The organism is Mycobacterium paraseoulense (assembly GCF_010731655.1).
Classification (GTDB): domain Bacteria; phylum Actinomycetota; class Actinomycetes; order Mycobacteriales; family Mycobacteriaceae; genus Mycobacterium; species Mycobacterium paraseoulense.
Genome location: NZ_AP022619.1, coordinates 496,046 through 522,793 on the forward strand (window position 1 = coordinate 496,046; position 26,748 = coordinate 522,793).

Here is a 26,748-nt window from a genome sequence, read left to right on the forward strand (position 1 = left end):
GAATCAGTGATGGAACGGCGAACAATCCCGCGTCCCCGCCCAGGTCGCGCTTCATGACCGGCACCTCCGAAGAACTCGTCAAGGCCCTCCGCGCGGCGCTGAAGGACAACGAGCGCCTGAAGCGGGAGGCCCGCGAATACCTCACCGCGGCAACCGAACCCGTCGCGGTGGTCGGGATGGCTTGCCGCTATCCGGGGGGTGTGGATTCCCCGGAAGCCCTGTGGCAGATGGTGGCCGATGGCCGCGACGTGGTGTCGGACTTCCCGGCGGACCGGGGCTGGAACCTGGCGGGCCTGTTCGATCCCGACCCCGACGCGGTGGGGAAGTCCTATGCCCGCTGCGGCGGCTTCCTGGCCGACGTGGCCGACTTCGACGCCGCGTTCTTCGGCATCGCGCCCAGCGAGGCGCTGGCGATGGACCCGCAGCAACGCCTGCTGTTGGAGGTGTCCTGGGAGGCGTTGGAGCGGGCCGGGATTGACCCCGCCGAGTTGCGCGGTTCGGCGACGGGCGTGTTCGCCGGAATCTTCCACGGCTCGTACGGCGGCCAGGGCCGGGTGCCGGGGCACCTGGAGCGCTACGGCTTGCGCGGGTCGACGTTGAGCGTGGCGTCGGGCAGGGTGGCCTATTCGCTGGGCCTTGAGGGCCCGGCCGTCTCGGTGGATACGGCGTGTTCCTCGTCGTTGGTGGCCCTGCACCTGGCGGCGCGGTCGCTGCGCGCCGGCGAGTGCGACCTGGCGCTGGCCGGCGGCGTGACGGTGATGGCCACCCCGGCGATGTTCATCGAGTTCAGCCGGCAGCGGGCGCTGGCCGCCGACGGGCGGTGCAAGGCCTACGCGGGTGCCGCCGACGGCACCGGCTTCTCCGAGGGCGTCGGCGTGCTGGTGCTGGAACGGCTGTCCGACGCGCGTCGGCTGGGCCATCACGTGCTGGCGCTGCTGCGCGGGTCGGCGGTCAATCAGGACGGCGCCTCGAACGGGCTGGCGACGCCCAACGGACCCTCGCAGCAGCGGGTGATCCGGGCCGCGCTGGCCGACGCGCGGCTGAGCAGCGCGGACGTGGACCTGGTGGAGGGTCACGGGACCGGCACCACCCTCGGGGATCCGATTGAGGCGCAAGCGGTTCTGGCGACCTACGGGCAGGACCGGCCGGCCGACCGGCCGCTGTGGCTGGGGTCGATCAAGTCCAACATGGGCCACACCTCGGCGGCGGCCGGCGCCGGCGGGGTGATCAAGATGGTGCAGGCGATCCGGCACGGGGTGATGCCGAAGACGTTGCACGTGGACGTGCCCACGCCACATGTGGATTGGTCGGCGGGCGCGGTGTCGCTGCTGACCGAGGCGCGGGAATGGCCCACGCAGGACCGGCCGCGTCGCGCCGGGGTGTCGTCGTTCGGGATCAGCGGCACCAATGCGCACGTCATCGTCGAGCAGCCCCCGCTGGAGGCCGAAAGCCCCGCGCCCGCAAGCGATGACGCGCCGGCGCCGTGGGTGCTGTCGGCCCGGTCGGCCGACGCGCTGGCCAATCAGGCGTCCCGGCTGCTGGCGCGGGTGACCGACGACCCGGGCCTGCGGACGGTCGACGTGGCCTGGTCGCTGGTGTCGACGCGTTCACTGTTCGAGCACCGGGTCGTGCTGGTGGGCGGTGACCGCGAGCGCCTGCTGGCGGGGCTGGCCGAAGTGGCCGACGGCGCGCCGGGAGCGGGCGCGGTGGTGGGCCGGGCGCAACCGGTGGGCAAGACGGTGTTCGTATTCCCCGGCCAGGGCTCGCAATGGGTCGGCATGGGAGCCGAATTGCTGGACGGTTCAGTGATTTTCGCCGAACACCTGCAGCGCTGCGAAAAGGCGCTCGCCGAACACGTGGACTGGTCGCTGGTCGACGTCATCCGCGGGACGCCCGGGGCGCCGGGGCTGGACCGGGTGGACGTGGTGCAGCCGGCCCTGTGGGCGGTCATGGTGTCGCTGGCCGAGTTGTGGCGCTCGCTCGGCGTGGTCCCCGACGCGGTGATCGGTCATTCGCAGGGCGAGATCGCGGCGGCGTACGTGGCCGGGGCCCTCTCCCTGGAGGACGCCGCCAGGGTGGTGGCGCTGCGGAGCCGGCTGCTGGTGGGTCTGTCGGGTGCGGGTGGCATGGTGTCGTTGGCCTGCGGCCAGCCCCGGGCCGAAGAACTGATCGCCGAGTGGGGCGATCGGTTGAACATCGCCGCCGTCAACGGCGTCTCGGCGGTGGTGGTGTCCGGCGACGTGGAGGCGCTCGACGGGCTGATGCGGCGCTGCGAGGCCGACGACGTCCGCGCCCGCCGGATCGACGTCGACTACGCCTCCCATTCCCGGCACGTCGACGCCATCCGGCCGGCGCTGGCCGAGGCGCTGGCCGGGATCGAGCCGCGGTCGTCCTCGGTCGCGTTGTTCTCCACGGTGACCGGCGAACTCCTGGACACCGCGGGGCTGGACGCCGACTACTGGTATCGCAGCATCCGGCAAACGGTGCAGTTCGAACGGGCGGTGCGCAACGCGTGCGGTGCCGGGTACGGCGTGTTCGTCGAATCCAGCCCGCACCCCGTCCTGCTCGCCGCCGTCGAGGAGACCCTGGCCGACTGCGGTCACGACGCGTTCGTGGTCCCGTCCCTGGGCCGCGATGACGGATCCCTGCAACGGTTTTGGCTTTCGGCCGGCCAGGCCCACGTGGCCGGCCTGCCGGTGGACTGGCGCGCCGCCATCGCCGGGCTGGGCGGGCGGCGCGTGGACTTACCGACGTATGGCTTTGCGCGGCAGCGGTTTTGGCTGCCCGGTGGGGCCACCGGGTCGGGCGACGTGGCCACCCTGGGGCTGGCGGGCGCGCGACACGCGCTGCTGGGCGCGGTGGTGGCGCGGCCCGATTCCGGTGGGGTGGTGCTGACGGGCCGGCTGTCCACGGCCGCCCAGCCGTGGCTGGCCGACCACGCGGTGGGCGGCGCGGTGCTGTTCCCCGGTGCGGGATTTGTCGAGCTGGCCGTCCGCGCCGGTGACGAGGTCGGCTGCGGCGTCCTCGAGGAGCTGACGTTGTCGGCCCCGTTGGTGCTGCCGGCCGCGGACGGTGTGCAGGTGCAGGTGGTGGTCGGCGGCGCCGCCGAGTCGGGCCGGCGCGACGTGTCGGTGTATTCGGCTGGCGCGCAGTCGGAGTGGGTGCTGCACGCCCAGGGCCTGTTGGGCGCGGCGGCGGTCGCGCCGGCCGCCGAGATGTCGGTGTGGCCGCCGGTGGGCGCGACGCCGGTGGAGGTGGGCGACGCCTACGCGCGGCTGGCGGAGCGGGGCTACGAGTATGGCCGGGCATTCCGCGGCCTGCGGGCGATGTGGCGGCGGGGCGACGAGATCTTCGCCGACGTCGCCCTGCCGGACGACGCCGGCGCGCAGGACGGCGGGTTCGGCATCCACCCGGTGTTGCTGGACGCGGCGCTGCACGCGATCGGTGTCGCCGCCGAGCAGGGCCAGACCGTGCTGCCGTTCTCCTGGCAGGGGGTGTCGTTGCACGCGGCGGGCGCGTCGCGGGCGCGGGTCCGGATAGCGCCCTCGGGCGCCGGGGCGGTCTCGGTGGAATTGGCCGACGGCTCCGGCCTACCGGTGTTGTCGGTGCGCTCGCTGGCCATGCGCCCCGTTTCGGCCGAGCACTTGGCCCTCGCGGCCGCGCCCATCGACGGACTGTTCGAGGTGGCGTGGTCGCCAATCGCGGTGACGGGCAACGGCTTCACCGCGGACGCCACGGTGTGGGAGCCGGGCGCGCACGGCGGCGAGGTCGCGCGATCGGTGCACGCGGCGACCACCGAGGCGCTGGGCGTGCTGCAAACCTGGTTGGGCGATGCCGGGTCCCCGGTGTTGGTGGTGCAGACCCGGGGCGCGGTCGCGCTCGCCGGTGAGGACGTCACCGACCTGGCCGGCGCGGCGGTGTGGGGACTGGTGCGCTCGGCCCAGGCCGAGCATCCCGGCCGGGTGGTGTTGATCGACTCCGACGGATCGCTCGACGCGCGGGCCGTGATCGGCTGCGGCGAGCCGCAATTGGCCGTCCGCGCCGGCGTGGCCTACGCGGCCCGGATGCGGCCGCTACGACGGGGTTCGGTGCTCCGGCTGCCGCCGGGGGGCTGGCGGCTGGATGCCGGCGGCGGGGGCACGCTGGAGGACCTGGTGGTGAGCCCGTGCCCGCGGGCCGAACTGGAGGCCGGTCAGGTCCGGGTGGCCGTGGCCGCGGTCGGGGTGAATTTCCGCGACGTGCTGGTCGCCCTGGGCATGTATCCCGGCGGCGGCCAACTGGGGGCCGAGGGCGCCGGTGTCGTCGTCGAGGTCGGCCCCGGGGTGAGAGGGCTGGCGGTCGGCGACGCGGTGATGGGGCTGCTCGGCGTCGTCGGTTCCGAAGCGGTGGTGGATCAGCGCCTGGTGACACCGGTGCCGGAGGGCTGGTCGCTGGTGACGGCCGCGGGGGTGCCGGTGGTGTTCCTCACCGCGCTGTACGGGTTGTCGGTGCTGGCGGGGTTGCGCCCCGGCGAGCGGGTGCTGGTGCACGCCGCCACCGGCGGGGTGGGCATGGCCGCGGTGCAGCTGGCGCGCCATTGGGGCGCGGAGGTGTTCGCCACGGCGAGCCGCGGCAAGTGGGAAACCCTGCGCGCGATGGGATTCGACGACGACCACATCGGTGATTCGCGGACGCTGGACTTCGAGGAGAAGTTCACGTCGGCGACCGGCGGGGCCGGGGTCGACGTGGTGCTCAATTCGCTGGCTGGTGACTTCACCGACGCGTCGCTGCGGCTGCTGGCTCCCGGCGGGCGCTTCATCGAGATGGGCAAGACGGACGTCCGCGATCCGGACGTCGTGGCCGAGCGGTATGGGGGCGCGCAGTATCGCGCGTTCGACCTGATGGAGGCCGGCGCCGATCGCACCGCGGCGATGCTGGCCCAGATCGTGCAACTGCTGCGGGACGGGGCCCTGGAGCCGCTGCCGCTCAAGACGTTTGACGTCCGCTGCGCCTCGGCGGCCTACCGGTTCGTCAGCCAGGCCCGCCACATCGGCAAGGTCGCCCTGACCGTCCCGACCGGGCCCGGCGCGGTGCTCAGTGGCTGCGGTGGGCTGGCCGGCGGCAGCGTGGTGGTCACCGGCGGCACCGGCATGGCGGGTTCGGCGCTGGCCCGCCACCTCGTCGAGCGCTATCGGGTGGCCCACGTGGTCCTGGCCAGCCGCGCCGGCGGCGGGGCGGCGGGGGTCGCCGAGTTGGTGGAAAGCCTGCAGGAGGCCGGCGCCCGTGTGTCGGTGGTGGCCTGCGATGTCGCCGACCGCGACGCGGTCGCGGCGATGCTGGCGCAGATACCGCGGCAGTATCCGCTGCGCGGCGTGGTGCACGCGGCCGGCATCCTCGATGACGGGCTGGTCTTGTCGTTGACGCCGGAGCGGCTGGACGCGGTGTTGCGGGCCAAGGTCGACGGGGCATGGCACCTGCACGAGCTGACGCGCGAGCTGGATCTGTCCGCGTTCGTGGTGTTTTCGTCGATGGCCGGCATCGTGGGGACCCCCGGCCAGGCCAACTACGCGGCGGCCAACAGTTTCCTCGACGGGCTGGCCGCGTATCGGCGTGCGCACGGGCTGCCGGGTCTTTCGCTGGCCTGGGGCCTGTGGGAGCAGGCCTCGGCGATGACGGCCCACCTCGGCGAGCGTGACAAGGCCCGGATGAGCCGGATCGGGATCGCGCCGCTGTCGACCGAGCAGGCGCTGGAGTCGTTCGACGCCGCCATGCTGGCCGAGGCCCCGGTGCTGATGGCCGCCCGCCTGGACCGGGTCGCCCTGTCCGACAACGCCGCCGGGCTGCCCCCGCTGTTGAGCGAGCTGGGCGCCCGTACCACCCGGCGCGTCATCGACGACGGCGATACGACCGCCCTGATGAGCGGGCTCACGGCGCGGCTGCACGGCCTGACACCCGAGGCGCGACAGCGTGAACTGGTCGACCTGGTCTGCGGCAATGCGGCCACCGTGCTGGGGCTGCCGAATCCCGCCGACATCAACGCCGGCCGCGCATTCCAGGACCTGGGCTTCGATTCGCTCACCGCCGTCGAGCTGCGCAACCGGCTGAAAACCGCTACCGGGCTGACGCTTTCGCCCACGCTGATCTTCGACTATCCGACCCCCGCGGTGCTGGCCGGGCACCTGGACACCCAACTGGCCGGAACCGGGGCGGGCGACCAGCCGGACCTGATGGCCCGCTTCACCGACATCGCCCGCGAACTGCAGGCACTGCTCAGCCGGCCCAACTGGGACGCCGCCGACAGGTCGGCGCTGCGGGCCCGCCTGCACACCCTGCTCGCCACGTTGGGCCCCGACGATCACCCCGACCCCGAAGGCCTGGACTCCGACCTCGATGCCGCCACCGAAAGCCAACTCTTTGCCATCCTCGACGAAGAACTCGGCCGCTGAGACCGCGATGCCGGATACCTCGCAGCACGTCGACTACCTGAAACGCCTGACGGCCGATCTCAGGCGGGCGCGCCGACGCGTCTCGGAGCTAGAAGGCCGGCTGTCCGAACCGATCGCGGTGGTCGGCATGGCGTGCCGCTACGCGGGCGGGGTGGATTCCCCGGAAGCCCTGTGGGACTTGGTGAAGGACGGCCGCGACGCGGTATCCGACTTCCCCTCGGACCGCGGCTGGGATGTCGAGGGGCTCTACGACCCGGATCCCGACGCGGCGGGCAAGATGTACACCCGCCAGGGCAGCTTTCTGCGCGACGCGGCGGACTTCGACGCCGGATTCTTCGGGGTGGGGCCCAGTGAGGCCCTGGCGATGGACCCCCAGCAGCGGCTGATGCTGGAGATCTCGTGGGAAGCGTTGGAGCGGGCGGGGATCGACCCGCTGGCGTTGCGCGGCTCGGCGACCGGCGTGTTCGCCGGTGTCATCCACGCCGGTTACGGCGGCGAGGTGAAGGGTGAGCTGGAGGGCTACGGGCTGACCGGTTCGACCCTCAGCGTGGCCTCGGGCCGGGTGTCCTACGTGCTGGGCCTGGAGGGCCCCGCGGTGTCGGTGGATACGGCGTGTTCGTCGTCGTTGGTGGCGATGCATCTGGCGGCACAGTCGCTGCGCTCCGGGGAGTGCGACCTGGCGCTGGCCGGCGGCGTGACCGTGATGGCCACCCCCGCCGCGTTCGTGGAATTCAGCCGGCAGCGGGCGCTGGCCCCGGACGGCCGGTGCAAGGTGTACGCGGGTGCGGCGGACGGCACCTCGTGGTCCGAAGGTGCCGGCGTCCTGGTGCTGGAGCGGCTGGCGGACGCGCGGCGGCTGGGGCATCCGGTGCTCGCCGTCCTGCGGGCCACCGCGGTGAACCAGGACGGCGCCTCCAACGGCCTGACCGCGCCCAACGGGCCATCCCAGCAGCGGGTGATCCGCGCCGCGCTGGTCAACGCCGGTCTGACCACCGCGGATGTCGACGTGGTCGAAGGCCACGGCACGGGAACGGTTTTGGGTGACCCGATCGAGGCCCAGGCGCTGTTGGCGACGTACGGGCAGGACCGGCCGGCGGACCGGCCGCTGTGGCTGGGGTCGATCAAGTCCAACATCGGCCACACCTCGGCCGCGGCCGGCGTGGCCGGGGTGATCAAGATGGTGCAGGCCATGCGGCACGGGGTGATGCCCAAGACGCTGCACGTGGACGTGCCGTCACCGCACGTGGACTGGTCGGCGGGCGCCGTGTCGGTGTTGACCGAACCGCGGGCGTGGCCCGCGCGGGACGGCCGCCGCCTGGCGGGGGTGTCGTCGTTCGGGATCAGCGGCACCAACGCCCACGTGATCGTCGAGCAGCCCCCGGATGAACCGGAAAGCGTTGCGGTGCAAGGTGATTCGCCGGATTCGGTGGTGGCCTGGGTGGTGTCGGCCCGGTCGTCCGACGCGCTGGCCGCTCAGGCCGCGCGGCTGTCGGCCCGGCTGGACGCCGAGCCGGGTCTGCGGGCCGTGGACGTGGGCTGGTCGCTGGCCACCACCCGGGCGGCGCTGGAACACCGCGCGGTGCTGGTGGGCGCCGACCGTGACACCTTGGCGGCCGGGCTGGCGGGTGTGGCGGCCGGGCGGCCCGGCCCGGGCGTGGCGGTCGGGCGCACCCGAGCAGTCGGCAAGCGCGCGTTCGTGTTTCCCGGCCAGGGCTCGCAGCGGCTCGGGATGGGGCGGGACCTGCACGGGCGCTTCCCGGTGTTCGCCGAAGCATTCGACGAGGCCGTCGCGGCGGTGGACGCCCACGCGCGGCTGCCGCTGCGCGACGTGATGTGGGGCGGCGACCCGGAGCTGTTGCAGAGCACGGAATTCGCCCAGCCGGCGTTGTTCGTGCTGGAGATCGCGCTGGCGGCGCTGTGGCGGTCCTGGGGCATGACACCCGACGTGGTGATCGGCCATTCGGTGGGGGAGATCGCCGCGGCCTGCGTGGCCGGCGTCCTGTCGCTGCCCGACGCGGCGCGGGTGGTGGCGGCCCGCGGCCGGTTGATGGCCGCACTGCCGGCCGGTGGGGTGATGGTGGCGGTGACCGCCACCGAGGCCGAGGTCGCGCCGCTGCTGAACGGCGGCGTGAGCATTGCGGCGGTCAACGGCCCCGACGCGGTGGTGCTGTCCGGCGAACGGGCCGCGGTGACGGGTGTGGCGGATCGGCTGGCCGAGCGCGGCAGGCGGGTGCGGCAGCTGGCCGTCTCGCACGCGTTCCACTCGCCGCTGATGGAACCCATCATCGACGAGTTCGCCGCGGTGGTGGCCGGGGTGTCACCCGGCCCGCCGCGAATCGACCTGGTGTCCAACGTGACCGGGCAACTGGCCGGGCCGGGATATGCGTCCGCCGACTATTGGGTAGAGCATGTGCGCCGCCCGGTGCGGTTCGTCGACGGTGTGCGCTGGGCCGAATCACTGGGCGCCGGAACGTTTTTGGAGGTGGGCCCGGGCGCAGCGCTGACGGCCGCGGTGCAACAGTCCCTGGCGGCCGAGCCGGCCGTCGCGGCGGTGTCGATGCCCAAGGACCGCCCCGAGGTCGAGGCGCTGCTGCTGGCGGCGGGGCAGCTGTTCGTGGCCGGCGCCGACGTGAACTGGTCCGCGGCGTACGCCGGCCTGCCCGCCCGCCGGGTCGACCTGCCGACGTATGCCTTTCAGCGGCGCAGGTTTTGGCTGCCGACCGAGTCGGTGGGCGCCCGCGACACCGCCGGCCTGGGGTTGGCGGCGGCCGGGCATGCGCTGTTGGGCGCGGTCGTCGAGCGCCCCGATTCGGGCGGCATGGTGCTGACGGGCCGACTCTCGGCGGCGGCCCAGCCCTGGCTGGCCGATCACGCGGTGGCGGAGACGGTGTTGTTCCCCGGCGCGGGGTTCGTGGAGCTCATGCTGCGGGCCGCCGACGAGGTGGGCTGTCCGGTGATCGAGGAGCTGATGCTGTCGGCCCCGTTGCCGCTGCCTGCGGGCGGCGCGGTACGGGTGCAGGTGGTGGTGGATGCCGCCGACGCGAGCGGAACCCGTTCGGCGGCGGTGTATTCGCAGGCCGGGTCGGAATGGACGTTGCATGCCCAGGGTGTGCTCGGCGAAGGCTCGCCCGCGCCGGCCGCCGACCTTTCGGTGTGGCCGCCGGTCGGCGCCACGGGGGTCGACGTGACCGATGCCTACGACGATTTGGCCGCGCGCGGCTACGGGTACGGCCCCGCCTTCCGGGGGCTGCGCAAGGTGTGGCGGCGCGGTGCCGAGATCTTCGCCGAGGTGGAGGCCCCGCAGCAGGCCGGCGTGACGGTGGGCGGCTTCGGGATTCATCCGGTGCTGTTGGACGCGGCCTTGCATGCCCTGGGGGTGTCCGACCGGGGGGGCGAGACCGTCCTGCCGTTCTCCTGGCAGGGCGTGTGTTTACATGCGGCCGGGGCGGCGCGGGTCCGGGTGCGGCTTGCGCCGGTCGGGAAGGGCGGCGTGTCGGTCGAACTCGCCGATCCCTCGGGCCTGCCGGTGCTGTCGGTGCGCGAGTTGTCGACGCGCCCGGTCTCGGCCGCGCAGCTGTCGGCGGCCGCGGCGGCGCGATCCGGGGGCGGCGAGTTGCTGGAAGCGGTCTGGTCGCCGGTTCGGTTGCCCGACAACGGTACCGGCGCGGCCCCCGAGGTGTGGCGGCCGCCGCTGCATGCGCCCGGCGTGGTCGGATCGGTTTACGCCGCCACCCATGAGGCGTTGCGCGTGTTGCAGTCCCGCGGTGACGGGGCCGGCCCGTTGGTGATCCTGACCCACGGCGCCGTCGCGCTGCCCGGCGAGGACGTGTCGGACCTGGCCGGCGCGGCGGTGTGGGGGCTGGTGCGCTCGGCGCAGGCCGAGCATCCGGGTCGGGTGGTGCTGGTCGACTCCGACGGATCCCTCGACCTCGATTCGGTGATCGGCTGTGGTGAGCAGCAAGTGGCGGTGCGCGAGGGCGTCGCCTACGGCGCCCGGTTGAAGCCGCTCACGGCGCACCCGCTGTTGCGACTGCCCGAGGCGCCTTCGGTCTGGCGGCTGGCGGCCGGTGCGGCCGGGACGCTGGAAGACCTGGCGGTGCAGTCCGGCCCGCCCGCGGAACTGGCGGACGGCCAGGTGCGGGTGGCGGTGGCGGCCGCCGGGGTGAACTTCCGCGACGTGTTGGTCGCGCTGGGCATGTACCCGGGCGCCGCGCAGCTGGGCGCCGAGGGCGCCGGGCTGGTGACCGAGATCGGCCCCGGCGTAACGGATCTGGCCGTCGGTGACGCGGTCATGGGGATCTTGGGCCTGACCGGGTCCGTGGCGGCCGTCGATCGGCGGCTGGTGACGCGAATTCCCCCGGGCTGGTCGTTCGCCGAGGCCGCGGGCGTGCCGGTGGTGTTTCTGACGGCGTATTACGGGTTGTCGGTCCTGGGCGGCTTGCGGGCCGGCGAGCGGGTGCTGGTACACGCCGCCGCGGGCGGGGTGGGCATGGCGGCCGTGCAGTTGGCCCGGCACTGGGGCGCCGAGGTTTTCGCGACCGCCAGCCGCGGCAAGTGGGACACCCTGCGCGCCATGGGCTTCGACGACAAGCACATCGCGGATTCGCGAACGCTGGACTTCGAGGACGAGTTCTCCGTCGTCGCGGGCGGTGCCGGAATGGACGTCGTGCTCAACTCGCTGGCCGGCGAGTTCACCGACGCCTCGCTGCGGTTGTTGTCTCCCGGCGGGCGATTCATCGAGATGGGCAAGACGGACCTGCGCGACCCGGCGGCCCTCGCCGCATCCGGTGTCGGCTACCGCGCGTTCGATCTGATGGAGGCCGGACCGGACCGCATCGCCGAGATGCTGGCCGAGCTGCTGCGGTTGTTCGGCGCCGGAGTGCTGACGCCGCTGCCGGTCAAGGCCTTCGACGTGCGGCGCGCCGCAGACGCGTACCGCTTCGTCAGCCAGGCCCGCCACATCGGCAAGGTCGTGCTGAGGATGCCCGACGGGCCCGCCGGGCTGGCCGGCGGCACCGCGCTGATCACCGGCGGGACCGGCATGGCGGGGTCGGCGGTGGCCCGTCACCTGGTCGAGCGCTACCGGGTGCCGCACGTCATGTTGGTCAGCCGCAGCGGTGACCGGGCCGACGGGCTGGCCGGTCTGGTCGCCGAACTGCGCGATGCCGGGGCCCAGGTGTCGGTGGTGGCCTGCGACGTCGGCGACCGGGACGCCGTGGCGGGGCTGCTGGCGCGGGTGCCGGCGCACCTCCCGCTGCGCGCGGTCTTCCACGCCGCGGGTGCGCTGGACGACGCGGTGATCGCGTCGCTGACGCCGGAGCGCATCGACACGGTGCTGCGGTCCAAGGTCGACGGGGCGTGGCACCTGCACGAGCTGACCCGGGAGCACGATCTCGCGGCATTCGTGATGTTTTCGTCGATGGCGGGGATAGTCGGCGCCCCGGGGCAGGGCAACTACGCGGCCGCCAACAGCTTCCTCGACGCGCTCGCGGCGTACCGCCGGGCCCACCGGTTGCCCGGCTTGTCCATCGCCTGGGGGATGTGGGAGCAGGCGTCGGCCATGACCGAGCACCTCGGCGACCGCGACAGGGCCCGGATGAGCCGCGCCGGGCTCGCCGCGCTGTCCACCCGGCAGGCGCTCGACCTGCTCGACGCCGCGCTGCTGGCCGAGCCCCCCGTAGTGGTGGCCACCCGGCTCGATACCGCCGCGCTCGCGCACGCCGGCGCGGCGCTGCCGCCGCTGTTGAGCCAGTTGGCATCTCGGCCGGCGCGGCGGGTGCTCGACCCCACCGACATGGTGTCGCTGACGGGTCTGCGGGCCCGGCTGGAGGGCCTGGCACCCGAGCAGCGGCGCCGCGAGCTGGTGGAGCTGGTCTGCGACAACGCCGCCACGGTGTTGGGACACAGCACCGCGGACGTCAACGCCGAGCACGCCTTCGCCGATCTCGGCTTCGACTCGCTGACCGCCGTGGAGCTGCGCAACAGGCTCAAGATCGCGACGGGACTGACCCTGTCGCCCACGCTGATCTTCGATCACCCCACGCCCGCGGCGCTGGCCGAGCATCTCGACGGGCAGCTGGCCACCGGCACCACCGGCGAGCCGCCCGACCGGTTGGCCCGCTTCAACGACGTGGCGCGCGAACTGCAGGCGCTGCTCGGCCAAACCGACTGGAGCGCCGGCGACAAAGCGCAGGTCGTCACCCGGCTGGAAGGCCTGCTGAACAGCCTGACCGGCCCCGGGCAGGCTGCCCATTCGGAGCCCGCCGACGACCCGTTCGACGACGACATCGCCACCGCCACCGAAAGCCAGCTCTTCGCCATCCTCGACGAGGAGATCGGCCCCTAGCATGACGGACGTCGCGATCATCGGTCTCGCCTGCCGATTCCCCGGCGCGGAAAATCCGCGCGAATTCTGGGAAGTCCTGCGCGACGGCCGCGAGGCGACGCGGCTGCCCGGCGACGTCGCGGAGTTCGACGCCGACTTCTTCCACATCTCGCCGCGCGAGGCGTCCGCGATGGACCCCCGCCAACGGCTGGCGCTCGAACTGGCCTGGGAGGCATTCGAAGACGCCTTCGTGCCACCGGAAACGGTGCGGGGCGAGGCGATTTCGGTGTACGTCGGTGCGATGGCCGACGACTACGCCGTGCTGACGCTGCGCGACATCGCCGACAACCTCGACCACCACTCGTTCGCCGGGATCAGCCGGGGGATGATCGCCAACAGGGTCTCGTATGCGTTCGGGCTGCACGGCGCCAGCATGACCGTGGATTCCGGACAATCGTCCTCGCTGACCGCCGTGCACCTCGGCTGCGAGAGCCTGCGTTCGGGCGAGTCGGCGCTGGCGATCGCCGGCGGGGTCCACCTCAACCTGGCCGACGAAACGGCAATGCTGGAACGCGAATTCGGCGCGCTGTCGACATCGGGTCACACCCACGCGTTCGATCGACACGCGGACGGCTACGTGCGGGGCGAGGGCGGGGGACTGGTGCTGCTCAAGCCGCTGCCGGCGGCCCTGCGGGACGGGGACCGCATCCACGCGGTGATCCGGGGCAGCGCCGTCGGCAACGCCGGACACAGCGCCGCCGGGCAGACGGTGCCCTCGGTTTCCGGGGAGGCCGACGTGATCAGGCGGGCGCTCGCCGCCGCCGGCCTGGGCAGCGGCGACATCGACTTCATCGAGGCCCATGGCACCGGCACCAAGGTCGGCGACGAGGCGGAAGCCAAGGCGCTGGGCGAGGTGTTCGGTGGGCGCGGGCGCCCGCTGAACGTGGGTTCGGTGAAGACCAACATCGGCCACGCCGGAGCCGCCGCGGGAATCGCGGGCCTGCTCAAAACCGTGCTCGCGCTGCGGCATCCGGTGATCCCGCCGAGCCTCAACCACGCCGGCGCCGATTCCGAACTCGAGCGCCTCGGGCTGCGGGTCAACACCGCCGCGCTGCCGTGGCCGGTGGCCGACCGCCCGCGCCGCGCCGGGGTGTCGTCGTTCGGCATGGGCGGCACCAACGCGCACGTCGTCGTGGAACAGGCTCCCGCACAACCGGATACGGCCACGGACGCGTGCGACCGGCCGGTGGCGTGGGTGCTGTCGGGCCGATCCGAGCAGGCCCTGGCCAACCAGGCGAGCCGCCTGGCGGCATGGGTGGCCGACCCCGGGGTGACCGTGGCTGACGTCGAGTGGTCGTTGGTGACGACGCGCTCGATGTTCGACCATAGGGCGGTGGTGGTGGGTAGCGATCGCGAGGCGCTGGCCCGCGGCCTGGCCGGCGTGGCGGCCGGGGAGCCGGCCACCGGTGCGGTGGTCGGCCGCGCCGGCCCCGCGGGCAAGACGGCCTTCGTGTTCCCCGGCCAAGGCTCGCAATGGCCCGGGATGGGCCGCCAGCTCCATCACCGGTTTCCGGCCTTCGCGCACGCCTTCGACGAGGCCGCGGCGGCGCTGGACGCCCACCTGCGGGCGCCGTTGCGTGAGGTGATGTGGGGCGACGACGCGGAATCGTTGCAGGACACCGAGTTTGCGCAGCCGGCCTTGTTCGTGCTCGAGGTCGCGCTGGCTGCGCTGTGGCGGTCGTGGGGTGTGACACCCGACGTGGTGCTGGGTCATTCGGTGGGGGAGATCGCCGCGGCGTGCGTGGCGGGCGTGTTGTCGTTAACGGATGCGGCGCGCGTCGTGGCGGCGCGTGGGGAATTGATGGCCCGGTTGCCGGCGGGCGGGGTGATGGTGGCGGTGAGCGCCGCCGAGGCCGAGGTGGCCCCGATGCTGAGCGAGGGTGTCGGCATCGCGGCGGTGAACGGACCCAACGCGGTGGTGTTGTCCGGTGAGGGCGCCGCGGTGGGCGCGACGGCGGATCGCCTGGCGCGCGCCGGCCGGCGGACGCACCGGTTGGCGGTCTCGCACGCCTTTCATTCGGCCTTGATGGAACCGATGCTCGACGACTTCTCGCGGCGGGTTGCCGACATCGGACCGCGCCAGCCCCGAATCTGCTTGATTTCCAACCTGTCCGGCGAGCCCGCCGGCCCCGGGTACGGGTCCGCGCGCTATTGGGTCGACCATGTGCGCCGGCCGGTGCGGTTCCTCGACGGCGTGCGTACCGCGGAGGCCCTGGGGGCGACGACGTTTCTCGAGGTGGGCCCGGGCGGTGGGTTGAGCGCGGCGGTGGACCAGTCGCTGACCACCGAGCGGCCGATCTCGGTGGTGACCATGCCCAGGGGCGGTCCCGAGATCGAGTCGACGCTGCAGGCGGCCGGCCGGCTGTTCACCGCCGGGGTGGACATGAGCTGGCCGGCGGCGTTCACGGGCTCGGGAGCGCACCGGATCGACCTTCCGACGTATGGCTTTGCGCGGCAACGATTCTGGCTGGGCGACGGCCGGGATGCGCTGCCTGCCAAGGCGACCCGCGCCCCGGACCTGGCCGAGCAGTTGCACGCCCTGCCCCCCGCGGAGCAACGGCGGCGGCTGGTCGAGCTGGTCTGCGGGCACGCCGCCGCCGTCGCGGGGCACCCGGACGGCCGCGCCATCGACCGCGACCGCGCCTTCGCCGACCTCGGATTCGATTCGCTGACCGGCGTCGAACTGCGCAACCGGCTCACGACGGCAACCGGCCTGGCGTTGCCGCGCACCCTGATCTTCGACCACCCCACTCCCGCGGCGCTGGCCGATCTGCTGCGGCAGCAGCTGTTTCGCGGCGATGACGACGAATCGGACGAGGAGAAGGTGTGGTCTTCGCTGCGCAGTATCCCGCTCGCGGAGCTCCGCAGGACCGGATTGCTCGACAAACTCTTGTTACTCGCCGGCGCGCCGGAAAGCGTTGGCGCCGAACCGGTCATCGACAAGATCGATTCGCTGAGCCCCGAAGCCTTGGTCGCGATGGCCCTCCAGGCGACGGACGACGAGGGCGCCGAATGACGAAATCCCAACGCAATTGGGCATATGTCGAATACGCCGAGTTTTTGCCGGGGCACTCAGATCGGCCTACACTTCAGGGATTGGCTCAAGTCCCGTTTGAGCTGGGATGCAAGCAAGAGGGTGGGGCATGAGCGTCATCGCGGGTCTGTTCGGAGCGTTGCCGCCGCATCGTTATACCCAGGCTGAAATCACCGACCAGCTGGTCGAATTCCCCGCTCTCAAAGAGCACGAGGGTGTCGTCCGGCGATTGCACGCCGCCGCCAAGGTCAACAGCCGTCACCTGGTCCTGCCGCTCGAGCGCTACCCGTCGCTGACCGATTTCGGTGAGGCCAACGAGATCTTCATCGAACACGCCGTCGACCTCGGCTGCGAAGCGCTGCTGGGTGCGCTCGACGAGGCGGGCCTGCGGCCGCAGGACATCGACATGATCGCCACCACCACGGTGACCGGCGTCGCGGTGCCGTCGCTCGACGCGCGCATCGCCGGGCGGCTCGGCCTGCGCCCGGACGTGCGCCGGGTGCCGCTGTTCGGGCTGGGCTGCGCGGGCGGGGCGGCGGGGGTGGGCCGGCTGCACGACTACCTGCGCGGCGCGCCGGACGGCGTCGCGGCGCTGGTGTCGGTCGAGCTGTGCTCGCTCACCTTCCCGGCGGTCAAGCCGACCGTCTCGGGCCTGGTGGGGACCGCCATGTTCGGTGACGGCGCCGCCGCCATGGTCGCCGTCGGTGACCGGCGCGCCGACCGGCTGAGCCCGAACGGGCCCGACGTCGTCGATTCCCGCAGCCGCCTCTATCCCGACTCGCTGCACATCATGGCCTGGAACGTGAGCCCGGCCGGGCTGCACCTGGTGATGTCCCCGGAGCTGACCAACCTCATCGACCGCTACCTGGCCGACGACGTCAGCCGGTTACTGGGCGCCCACGGCCTGACGAAGGACGACATCGGCTCCTGGGTGGCGCATCCCGGCGGCCCCAAAGTCATCAACGCGATCGCCAACAGCCTCGAGCTGCCGCCCGATGCCCTGGAGCTGACCTGGCGGTCGCTGGGCGAGATCGCCAACCTGTCGTCGGCGTCGGTGCTGCACATCCTGCGCGACGCCATCGCCAAGCCGCCGCCCAGCGGCAGCCCCGGGCTGATGGTCGCGATGGGTCCGGGGTTCAGCTCCGAGCTGGTGCTACTGCGCTGGCGCTGAGGCGCTCAGTTCCCCCCGGCGGGGGAGTCCAGGAAGCCTTGCACGGCCTCGGTCAGAATTCGGCCGCCGCGGGTGTTCAGGTGGATGCCGTCGATGTGAAACTCCCATCCGTTCATCCGGGAGATCTCGTCGAAGCTGCGCCGCAGCACCGCCTCCCGGATCAGATAGTCGCGGTAGAACGACGGGAAAGAGAACCGGGTGAACGGCTTGGCGGTGTCGGCGCGGACCAATTGGTCCTGGAACGCTTCGAAGAACCCGATGTAGTCCGTGCCCTCGCGCGACGCCACGGCCCGGATCGCGTCGGTGTAGGCGGCGAACTCGTCGTTCAGCCGTGCCTGAACGACGTGCCGGGAATGCGGGTCTTCCCCCACGGGCGCAAGGGAACTCAGCGCGATCCGGGCGCCGGTCTCGTGCCGCAACCTGCGCGTGATGAGCGCCAGGGTCTCCTCGAACCGCGGCGCGGACGGCTCGGCGGGCAGCCCCTTCCACACCCGCACCACCCTGCGGAAGTTGGGAAAGACGCTCGCCAGAATGTCGTTGGTGCCGATCAGGACGATCACCCGGTCGGGCCGGCTGGCGCTCACGCGGCGCAGCCGGCGAATCGTGTGGAACGACAGGTCGCCACCCACGCCGAAATTCAGGAACCGGAATCGCCCGTTGCGCGGCCGGCCCTCCAGTTCGGCGATCCACCGATACGTTCCCTTGGCCGCGGTCGTGCTCGAGCCGACGCAGGCCACGGTTTCGGCGGAAGCGGACGTCACAGTCGCATTATTCGAGGATCTCCGACAGCTCCAGCCAGCGGCTCTCCGTCGAGGCGACCTCGTCTTCCAGCGCGCGCAGCTCCTGGGTGAGCCGCGCGATGCCGACGTGGTCGGCCTGGTCGTGCTCGGCCAGTTCGTGGTGTTTGGCCGCGATCCGGTCGGCCAGTCGCGCAAGCTGGCGGTCCGTGCCGGCCAGCTCCTTTTCCGCCGCCCGGCGCTCGGCTCCCGAGAGCGCCGGCTCCGGGGCGGGGGCGGGCGCGGGGGCCTGCGGGGCGGCCCGGCGGGCGGACAGGCGCAGGTACTCGTCGATGCCGCCGGGCAGATGCCGCAACCGGCCGTCGAGGATCGCGTACTGCTGGTCGGTGATCCGCTCGAGCAGGTAGCGGTCGTGTGAGACGACGATCAGCGTGCCCGCCCACGAGTCGAGCAGGTCCTCCATGGCGGTCAGCATGTCGGTGTCGACGTCGTTGGTCGGCTCGTCGAGGAGCAACACGTTGGGTTCGGACAGCAGGGTGAGCATCAGTTGCAGCCGCCGCCGCTGCCCGCCGGAGAGCTCGCCGATCCGGGCGGAGAGCTGGCCGCCGCCGAAGCCGAGCCGCTCCAGCAGCTGGGCGGGCGTCACCTCGCGGCCCTCGACCTCGTACCCGCCGCGCAGCCGGCCCAGCACATCGGCGATGCGGTCCTCGGTCAGCCCGGCCAGGGCGTCGCCCTGCTGGTCCAGCACGGCCAGCCGAACGGTCTTGCCGCGCTTGACCCGTCCGCTGTCGGCCGTGACGCTGCCGGCGATCAGCCCCAGCAGCGTCGACTTACCGGCGCCATTCGCGCCGACGATGCCGGTGCGTTCGCCGGGTGCGATCCGCCACTCGACGTCGCGCAGCACCGGGTGGCCGTCAAAAGCCACCGACACGTCGAGCAGGTCGACGACGTCCTTGCCGAGCCGTGCCGAGGCAAGCTTGGCCAGCTCGACGGTGTTGCGCAGCGGCGGCACGTCGGCGATCAGCTGGTTGGCCGCCTCGATGCGGAACTTGGGCTTGGCGGTGCGCGCCGGCGCGCCGCGCCGCAGCCACGCCAGCTCCTTGCGCATCAGGTTCTGCCGCTTGGCCTCGGTGGCGGCGGCCATCCGGTCCCGTTCGACGCGCTGTAGCACGTAGGCGGCGTAGCCGCCCTCGAACGGCTCCACGATCCCGTCGTGCACCTCCCACGTCGTGGTGGCGACCTCGTCGAGGAACCAGCGGTCGTGCGTCACGAGCAGCAGGCCGCCGGTGTTGCGCGCCCAGCGCTGCTTGAGGTGCTCGGCCAGCCAGGTGATGCCCTCGATGTCGAGGTGGTTGGTGGGCTCGTCGAGCGCGATGACGTCCCACTCGCCGACCAGCAGCTCCGCCAGCTGGACCCGCCGGCGCTGACCGCCGCTGAGCGTGGCAATCGTTGCGTCCCAACCGATGTCGGACACCAGGCCGGCGACCACGTCGCGGACCCGCGCGTCACCGGCCCATTGGTGCTCGGCCGCCTCGCCGACCAGCGTCCAGCCGACGGTGCGGTCCGGGTCCAGGGTGTCCGCCTGGCTCAACGCGCCGACCCGCAGGCCGCCGCGCCGGGTCACCCGGCCTGAGTCGGGCGCCAACCGGCCGGTCAGCAGCCGCAGCAGGCTGGACTTCCCGTCCCCGTTGCGCCCGACGATGCCGATGCGCGCGCCGTCGTTCACGCCGAGCGTGACCGAATCGAATACCAGCTGGGTCGGATATTCGAGGCGGATGGCCTCGGCTCCCAATAGGTGCGCCACTGGCCCGACCCTACTGCGGCTACTCCAGGGTCAGCAGCGCCCGGTCGACTTCGCCCCGGGTCTCCGCGGACGCCTTGGTGGCTACCGCTTCCAGGAAGCGTCCGGCGAGGTCGCGCAGTTTGAGGTTGGTTTCCTGGGAGCGCCACACCAGGATGTCGAACGCCCGCTTCGCGGAGATGCCGTAGGCGGCCATCAGCACGCCCTTCGCCTGCTCGATCCGGGCGCGGGCGTCGGCCACCCCCGAGAGCACGTCGTTGATGTCGGTCTGCAGCGAGTCGGTGACGTCGATGTAGAAACCCGACGTCCCGATCACGGCGCCGCTGTCGTCGAGCATCCGGTCACCGACGACGACGACGCAGCGGGTGCGGCCGGCGGTGTCGATGATCCGGTGCCGGCTGCTGATCGGTTTGCCCCGCAGCACCTGACCCACGACGGCCGCCACCCGCTCGCGGTCATCGGGATGCTTGTGCTTGAGCAGCACTTCCGTGGAGGGCTCCACCTGCCCCGGTTCATACCCGTGCATCCGCGCGACCGCGTCCGACCACTCCCAGCGGTGGCCGTCCAGATAGAACCGGAAGCGCCCGACGCTCTGCGGCTCGCCGAGGCCCAGGACCAGGTCGACCGCGCTGAGGCCTTGTTCGTCGACGGCCTCGGATACGAACGCCTCACACGCCGAGTCCGCCGAACGCTCATCTGCAGACTCCCCGTTGCGCCCGTGCACGGCCTCTTCTTCGAAGTTCACGGTCATCGCGCGTTGCCCTTCAGATCCGTAACTATGTCCTCTGCATATCAATGCCCACTTTTGCGCGGGTCCATGCATCAGGACGTCCGGTAGGGCTCCGCGTCAGCGTGCTTGAACTCGAGGCCCAGACCGGGCCGGTCCCGGTCCGGCCGCAGCGCGCCGCCGTCGGGCGCGAGGGCGCCGTCGAACAGCATGTGTTCGATGCGGTGGTGATCGTGGAAGTACTCCAGGTGCCGCAGATTGGGGATCGCGCTCGCCACGTGGGCGTGCAGGTTGGGGGCGCAGTGCCCGGACACGTCGACGTTGTGGGCGGCGGCCACGGCGGCCGCCCGCAGCCAGTCGGTGATGCCGCCGCAGCGGGTGACGTCGATCTGCAGGCAGTCGACCGCCCCGGCGGCGAGCATCCGGTGGAAGTAGGCCAGGTCGTAGCCGTACTCGCCGGCGGTGACGTCCGGGCTCACCTGGTCGCGGACCTCCCGCAACCCGGCCAGGTCGTCGGAGGAGACGGGTTCCTCGAACCACGTGACGTCGTGGTCGGCCATCGCATGGGCCACCCGGATCGCCTGCTTGCGGCGGTAGCCGCCGTTGGCGTCGACATATAGTTCGACGTCCGGCCCGATCACCTTGCGGGACAGGGCGATTCGGTCGAGGTCGCGGCGTTCGTCGGAGCCCCACGACTCGCCGATCTTGATCTTGACGCGCGGGATCTTCCACTCGTCCACCCAGCGTTCGAGCTGGGCGCGAGTCTGACGCTCGTCGTAGGTGGTGAACCCGCCGCTGCCGTAGATCGGGACCGCGTCGTGCGCCATGCCGAGCAGCCGGCACACGGGCAGGCCCAGCAGCTTGCCCTTGAGGTCCCACAGCGCGGTGTCGACCGCCGAGATCGCGCACGACACCAATCCGGGCCGGCCGTTGTTGCGCATCGCCCGGACCATCGCCTGCCACCGCCCGGTGATGTCCAGCGCGCTGTGCCCGGTGAGCGTGCCGGCGAGCGGCCCCGTGATCAGCTCGCCGCACGCGCCGCCGGCGTAGGTGTAGCCGACCCCGCGCCGCCCGCCCGCGGTCACCCCGGCCAGCACCAGGGTGGTCGACGACCAGGACAGCGTTCCGTCGGCCTCGGGTGCGTCGGTGGGGATTTCGAAGACCTGCGCGGTGACCTCGTCGATGGGCGCGTCGACGCTCATCGGGCCCACCGGCGCGCCGCGAGCCACGCGCCGAGTCCCGCCGCGCCGAGCGCGCCTGTGCCGCTGGCGACGGGATGTTGGGACGCCCACAGTTGCGGGCTCAGCGTGTGGGAGTTGTCGTCGAACCCGCCGTGCGCGCCGTGGTCGCTGCCCGGTTCCTGGTCGAGCGGCTGCCACAGGTTGTGGGGCCGCTCAGGGCTGACCCGCTCGTCGGTTTGCTGCGAGTCGTATCCGGTGCGGCCCAGGTAGCGGTCGAGCAGCGGCGCGACGAACTTCTGCGCGAGCAGCGTCACCGCGGTGCTGTCGCCGACCCAATATTGTTTGCGCTCCGGGTGATCGGCGGCATACAGGACGCCGCGGGCGGCGACCTCGGGCTGGTAGATCGGCGGCACCGGTTGGGGATGGCGCGGTAGCCGCGACAGCACCCAGGAGAACTGCGGGGTGTTGACGGCGGGCATCTGGGCCACGGTGATGCGGACCTTCGAGTGCTCGTGCAGCAGCTCGCAGCGCACCGACTCGGTGAACCCGTTGATGGCGTGCTTGGCACCGCAGTAGGCCGACTGCAGCGGGATGGACCGCTGGCTGAGCGCGGAGCCGACCTGCACGATGGTGCCGCGGTCGCGCGGCCGCATCTTGGCCAGCGCCGCCATGGTGCCGTGCACGTACCCGAGGTAGGACACCTCGGTCACGCGTTTGAACTCCTCGGCGCTGATCTCGCTGAACGGCGCGAACACGGACGTGAACGCGACGTTCACCCAGACGTCGATCGGTCCGAAGGTCGACTCGGTCTCGTCCGCGGCGGCGACGACGGCCTCGTGGTCGGCCACGTCGGTGGGGATGGTCAGCGCCTTGCCGCCGCCGGATTCGACGTCGCGGGCCGCGCCGTCCAGGCCGGCGGCCCCGCGGGCCAGCAGGGCGACGTTCGCCCCGCGCTGCCCGAACAACCGGGCGGTGGCCCGGCCGATGCCGGCGCTGGCCCCGGTGATCACCACTGTTTTCGGGGTCGGTGTCATCGCGGTTTTCTCCTTTCGTTCAGCAGTGATGGGCGTCGTCGGCGAGGGTGGCCGTGCATTCCAGCATCAGCGCGTGCGTGAAGGCCTGCGGGAGGTTGCCCCGGAGCTGGCGCTGCCTGATGTCGTATTCCTCGCAGAACAATCCGGGGGGTCCGCACGCCGCGCGGTTGCGTTCGAACCAGCGCATGGCGCAATGGGCGTGTCCCAGTTGATGTTCGGCGAGCGCCATCATGAATCCGCAGAGCAAAAAGGCACCCTCGGCGTCGCCGAGGTCGCGCTCGTCGTGCCGGAAGCGATAGACGAATCCGTCGTGGCAGAGCTGATTGCGGACCGCGTCCAGCGTGGCCCGGGTGCGCGGGTCGTCGGCGGGGACGGCCCCGCGCACGGGCGCCAGCAGCAGCGACGCGTCGACGTCGGTCAGCCGCGGGCTGCGCTGCCAATAGCCGTCCTGCGGGTGCAGGCTGCTGGCGGCGGTGTCGGCCAGGATGGTGTCGGCCAGCGACGTGCAGGCGGCGATCTCTGAGCCGCCGCCGGCAACCTTGGCGATGGCCCGCAGCCCGGCCACACACGCCAGGCGGGACTGCGTCCAGTGTTCGTTGTCGATCTCCCATATCCCCGCATCCGGCTCGCGCCAACGCTTTTCGATCGCACCGATGGCGGCCTGCGCGGCGCGCCAGCCCTCGACGTCCAGCCGGCCGGCGTTGCCGGCCCACGCCAGCAGCTGCAGCGCCTCGCCGAAGACGTCCAGCTGGAATTGCTGGTTGACCCAGTTGCCCACCTTGTCGGCGCCCCCGGGGTAGCCGGGCAGGTCGAGGGTTTCTTCGCTGGGCACGCTGGCGCCGGTGACGGTGTAGGCGGGCTTGAGGTCGGGGCCGTGCTCGAGCAGCCGGGCGCCGACGAATTCGACCGCGCGGTCCAGCAATTCGTTCGCGCCGACGGTGGCGGCGGCGATCCCGGCGTACGCCTGGTCGCGGATCCACGCGTAGCGGTAGTCGTAGTTCTGGTTGGTGTGCGCGCGCTCGGGCAGGCTCATCGTGGCGGCGGCGACCATGCCGCCGCCGCTGCTGGTCAGCCCGCGCAGCACCGCGTAGGAGTGCCGCGCATCGCGGGGGGCGATGGTGCCGTTCAGCTCGGGCATGCTGCGGTGCCACGCGGCTTCCGTTGCGTCCCAGGTGATATGGGGGTCGGGCGGGTGGTCAGGGAGCGTGCGTTCGGAGAGTTCCAGCACGAAGTCGTGGTGACCGCCCTCATCGACGGTGACCTCACAGGTGATCAGGTTCCCGTGGCCGTGCGCCGATTTGACGACGCGCGCCTCGCAGCCGCCGAGCCAGCGCCACCGCAACCGGCCCGACTTCCCGCTCCATATCCCGTCGTCGAGCCTCGGGTCGCCCGCGCCGTGCCGGCCGAACGCGGCGCTCGGCTGCAGCAGCACCCGCACCCGCGCGGTACCGCGGCAACCCATGAGGCGGCGCAGCAGCACCACCCGGTCGGGGTCGCCGGGGAACGCCAGCGCCTCGCGGCATTCGATGATGCCGTCGCGGGTGACCCACCGGTCGCGCCAGATCAGGCTGCCCGGCTCGTAAAACCCGCCCCACACGTGCCGGACGTCGGTCGGGGTGATCGCGTACACCCCGTCGCCCCCAATGAGATTCGAGAACACGGCGTCGGAGTCCCACCGCGGCGCGCACAGCCACGCGACGTCGCCCTGCGGCCCGATCAGGGCGCCCCGCTCGCCGTCGGCGAGCAGCGCATACTCGCGCAACACCCGGGGCGAGTACATCGCCTCGTAGTCGATCGTGCGGTCAGCCACGGACCCCCGCCTCCGATCGCCGGGTCGCCGGGACGTCGCTGCGGATCTTGCCGGTCGCCATCCGCTCGGCCAGCCGCGAGGCCAGCGCCATGATCGTCAGCGCCGGGTTCGCCGAGCCCTGGGTGGGGCACACCGAGCCGTCGGCGAGGAACAGGTTCGGCACCCCCCACACCCGGTGGTCGGAGTCGACGACCGAGTTGTCCGGCCGGGTGCCCATTCGGGCACCGCCGATCAGGTGGGCGAACCGCTGGATGGTCAGTACGTCCTGGGCCCCGGAGGCGCGCAGGATGTCGCCGATCACCTTGGTGGAGTACGCCATGTTGGCCTTGTCGTTGTCGCACAGCGTGTAGTCGAACCGGGCCACCGGGAGCCCGTACGGGTCGGTCTCGTCGGCGAGGGTGACCCGGTTGTCCGGCATCGGCAACAACTCGTTGAGCACGCCGATGGTCGCCCAGTGGTTGTAGTCGCGCATGTACTCCCGCAACGCGCGGCCCCAATGCCCGTCGGCGAGCACGTGTTCGGCCCAGCCGATGGGCAAGGGTGACACCGTCTGGATGGAGAAGCCACGGGCGAACTCCCGCGACGGGTCCGTCTCGTAGAACTGTTCCGAGGACACCTCCGGGGGAGGGGCCTTGTACATCCGGAGCTCGTCCGACCACCGGCCCGCGGACTGCGTGGCGCCCTGCACCATCACGTAGCGGCCGACCTGATCGTCGTTGTTGCCCAAGCCGTCCGGGAAGCGTTCGCTCGCCGAGTTCAGCAGCAGCCGAGGGGTTTCGATGGAATACCCGGCGATCGCGACGACCTTGGCTCGCTGCAACCGCTCGGTGCCTCCGGCCTCGTCGTAGTAGACCACCCCGCGCGCGGCGCCGCTCTCGTCGAGCTCGACGCGGGCCGCCATGCAGTTGGCCCGGATCTCCACCGCGTGGGCCAGCGCGTCGGGCAGGTGCGTGACGTACGGGCTGGCCTTGGCGTTGACCTTGCAGCCCTGCAGGCAGTAGCCGCGGTAGATGCAGTGCGGGCGGTTACCGAAGGTGCCGTTGACGATGCCGACGGGCCCGACCCGCATCTCGATGCCGAGCTGCATCGCGCCCCGCCAGAGCTTGGCTGCTGCGCCCGAAATGGGGTGTGGTGAAAAGGGATAACGGTGGGGATAGCCCCACGGCCAGTTCTGCCCGGCCACCGGCAGTTCGAGCTCGACGCGCTCGTAGTGCGGTCGCACGTCCTCGTAGTCGATCGGCCAGTCCGCCCCGACCCCGTCGAGGCTGTAGGTCTGGAAGTCGCTGGGATGGAATCGCGGCGTGTAGCCGGCGTAGTGGACCATCGAGCCGCCCACCCCGCGCCCGGAGTTGTTCTTGCCCAACTCGACTGGGTCGTCGCCGCCGATGATGCGCTTCTGGGTCCAGTACAGGGAATGGGAACCCGCCTCGTCGGATACCCAGTCCTCGTCCGGGTGCCAGAACGGGCCCGCCTCGAGGATCACCACCCGCCAACCGGCCCGGGCCAGGCGTTGGGCGAGCACCGATCCGCCGGCGCCCGCGCCGACGATCACCAGGTCCACCTCGTCGTCGTCGCGGTAGCGCCGCATCGTCTTTTCGCCGGGCAGGTCGCGCGAATGCACGTCGAGCAGGAACCGCGATTCGTTGTCCCTGGGCCCGACCGCTCCCTTGAGCAGGCCGCGGAGTCGGTCGCCCATCACAGCTCACCGCGCTGCACCACGCGGACGGGGTCCTCGTCCGTGGCGCCCCTTGTTTCGAACGGTTCGCGCGCCGCCGCGTCTCCCGTGGCACCGCCCAGGCGCATGAACCCGCGCGGGTAGGCTGGGCCGCCGAACCCGATCTCGTTCCACGCCCACGGGTGGGAGTAGAACCCGGACAACACCATTCGCATGCAGACCGACCACGCGCGTTTGACGTTCAGGCGCTCCCAGGTTCCGCCCTTCAAGTGGCCGTCGGAGAACTGGTCGACGATCGCTTCTCGCGTGTCGGGCTCGGCGTCGGCGAACGAGTCCTTGCCGTAGCGGCCTGACGCGGTCTCGTCGAGCGCGCGCAGCACCAGCCGCCAGGTGTCGCGGTCGTCGGGCATGTCGGCGTACTGGTAGCCGTCGAGCCGGCCGTCGGCGAGCTTGGAGTCGACGGACTCGGCCACCGGCACCCGCGGCTCGGTGTCCTGCGCCAGCACCGTGTCGCAGAACGCGCGCAGACACGGTTCCTCTTCCGCGGAGAAGAACCGCAGCGGGCCGGGCGGCTCCAGCCGCGCCAATACCACTTTCTTGGTCGCCTCGTCCCAGCTGTCGGTCGTGTCCAGCACGTCGAAATCCGGGTACCGGCCGATCATTTGGGGGGTGACCCCGCGGCGTTGTTTGGGGAGCCAGGACGGGTGCGGCGGCTTGCGATCGGGTCGCAGGTTCGGCAGGTGGTCGGGGCGTGTGGTGTCGGCCATC

At 72.0% G+C, this 26,748-nt stretch carries 12 protein-coding genes; 4 read left to right on the forward strand and 8 right to left on the reverse strand.

Annotated elements, in window-relative coordinates:
- Positions 1-53 precede the first annotated feature (53 nt).
- The 4 genes from G6N51_RS02155 (at position 54) to G6N51_RS02170 (ending at position 17,015) form a co-directional block, all read left to right on the forward strand.
- Complete coding sequence (locus tag G6N51_RS02155) at positions 54-6,425, forward strand: type I polyketide synthase (RefSeq protein WP_083171957.1); 6,372 nt, start codon at positions 54-56, stop codon at positions 6,423-6,425.
- Positions 6,370-12,771: an SDR family NAD(P)-dependent oxidoreductase gene (locus G6N51_RS02160; RefSeq protein WP_372510361.1), complete on the forward strand. Its 6,402-nt coding sequence runs from the start codon at positions 6,370-6,372 to the stop codon at positions 12,769-12,771. The genes G6N51_RS02155 and G6N51_RS02160 overlap by 56 nt, the downstream gene beginning before the upstream one ends.
- 1 nt (position 12,772) lies before the next feature.
- Positions 12,773-15,826: a type I polyketide synthase gene (locus tag G6N51_RS02165; protein ID WP_083171959.1), complete on the forward strand. Its 3,054-nt coding sequence runs from the start codon at positions 12,773-12,775 to the stop codon at positions 15,824-15,826.
- A gap of 127 nt (positions 15,827-15,953) precedes the next feature.
- Entirely contained in the window at positions 15,954-17,015 is a 1,062-nt protein-coding gene (locus G6N51_RS02170) for a type III polyketide synthase (protein ID WP_163750620.1), read from the forward strand.
- Positions 17,016-17,020: 5 nt separating this feature from the next.
- Here G6N51_RS02170 and G6N51_RS02175 read toward each other — a convergent pair whose 3' ends face one another.
- The 8 genes from G6N51_RS02175 to G6N51_RS02210 all read right to left on the reverse strand — a co-directional run bounded on the left by G6N51_RS02175 (position 17,021) and on the right by G6N51_RS02210 (position 26,747).
- Positions 17,021-17,776 (reverse strand): SGNH/GDSL hydrolase family protein, encoded by a 756-nt coding sequence (locus tag G6N51_RS02175; protein WP_083176799.1) that lies wholly within the window; start codon positions 17,774-17,776, stop codon positions 17,021-17,023.
- Between the two features lie 7 nt (positions 17,777-17,783).
- Entirely contained in the window at positions 17,784-19,556 is a 1,773-nt protein-coding gene (locus G6N51_RS02180) for an ABC-F family ATP-binding cassette domain-containing protein (RefSeq protein WP_163750622.1), read from the reverse strand.
- 19 nt (positions 19,557-19,575) lie between these two features.
- Positions 19,576-20,304, reverse strand: a complete 729-nt coding sequence (locus tag G6N51_RS02185; RefSeq protein ID WP_083176580.1) for a PAS and ANTAR domain-containing protein — start codon at positions 20,302-20,304, stop codon at positions 19,576-19,578.
- Positions 20,305-20,375: 71 nt separating this feature from the next.
- Complete coding sequence (locus G6N51_RS02190) at positions 20,376-21,482, reverse strand: enolase C-terminal domain-like protein (protein ID WP_083176587.1); 1,107 nt, start codon at positions 21,480-21,482, stop codon at positions 20,376-20,378.
- Entirely contained in the window at positions 21,479-22,495 is a 1,017-nt protein-coding gene (locus tag G6N51_RS02195) for an SDR family oxidoreductase (protein WP_174814283.1), read from the reverse strand. The genes G6N51_RS02190 and G6N51_RS02195 overlap by 4 nt, the downstream gene beginning before the upstream one ends.
- A gap of 19 nt (positions 22,496-22,514) precedes the next feature.
- Complete coding sequence (locus G6N51_RS02200) at positions 22,515-24,275, reverse strand: glycoside hydrolase family 15 protein (RefSeq protein ID WP_142275282.1); 1,761 nt, start codon at positions 24,273-24,275, stop codon at positions 22,515-22,517.
- Positions 24,276-24,297: 22 nt separating this feature from the next.
- The gene (locus G6N51_RS02205) at positions 24,298-26,001 is read right to left on the reverse strand and encodes a GMC family oxidoreductase (protein ID WP_083176585.1); all 1,704 of its coding nucleotides are present in this window, start codon (positions 25,999-26,001) and stop codon (positions 24,298-24,300) included.
- On the reverse strand, positions 26,001-26,747 hold the full coding sequence (locus G6N51_RS02210; protein WP_083176574.1) for a gluconate 2-dehydrogenase subunit 3 family protein: 747 nt from the start codon (positions 26,745-26,747) through the stop codon (positions 26,001-26,003). The genes G6N51_RS02205 and G6N51_RS02210 overlap by 1 nt, the downstream gene beginning before the upstream one ends.
- Position 26,748 lies beyond the last annotated feature (1 nt).

What these genes read in the sequence shown, in the direction of transcription:
- G6N51_RS02155 (WP_083171957.1), top strand. Translation starts at nt 54, where the DNA reads ATGACCGGCACCTCCGAAGAACTCGTCAAGGCCCTCCGCGCGGCGCTG.
- G6N51_RS02160 (WP_372510361.1), top strand. Translation starts at nt 6,370, where the DNA reads ATGCCGCCACCGAAAGCCAACTCTTTGCCATCCTCGACGAAGAACTCG.
- G6N51_RS02165 (WP_083171959.1), top strand. Translation starts at nt 12,773, where the DNA reads ATGACGGACGTCGCGATCATCGGTCTCGCCTGCCGATTCCCCGGCGCG.
- G6N51_RS02170 (WP_163750620.1), top strand. Translation starts at nt 15,954, where the DNA reads ATGAGCGTCATCGCGGGTCTGTTCGGAGCGTTGCCGCCGCATCGTTAT.
- G6N51_RS02185 (WP_083176580.1), bottom strand. Translation starts at nt 20,304, where the DNA reads ATGACCGTGAACTTCGAAGAAGAGGCCGTGCACGGGCGCAACGGGGAG.
- G6N51_RS02190 (WP_083176587.1), bottom strand. Translation starts at nt 21,482, where the DNA reads ATGAGCGTCGACGCGCCCATCGACGAGGTCACCGCGCAGGTCTTCGAA.
- G6N51_RS02195 (WP_174814283.1), bottom strand. Translation starts at nt 22,495, where the DNA reads ATGACACCGACCCCGAAAACAGTGGTGATCACCGGGGCCAGCGCCGGC.
- G6N51_RS02200 (WP_142275282.1), bottom strand. Translation starts at nt 24,275, where the DNA reads ATGTACTCGCCCCGGGTGTTGCGCGAGTATGCGCTGCTCGCCGACGGC.
- G6N51_RS02205 (WP_083176585.1), bottom strand. Translation starts at nt 26,001, where the DNA reads ATGGGCGACCGACTCCGCGGCCTGCTCAAGGGAGCGGTCGGGCCCAGG.
- G6N51_RS02210 (WP_083176574.1), bottom strand. Translation starts at nt 26,747, where the DNA reads ATGGCCGACACCACACGCCCCGACCACCTGCCGAACCTGCGACCCGAT.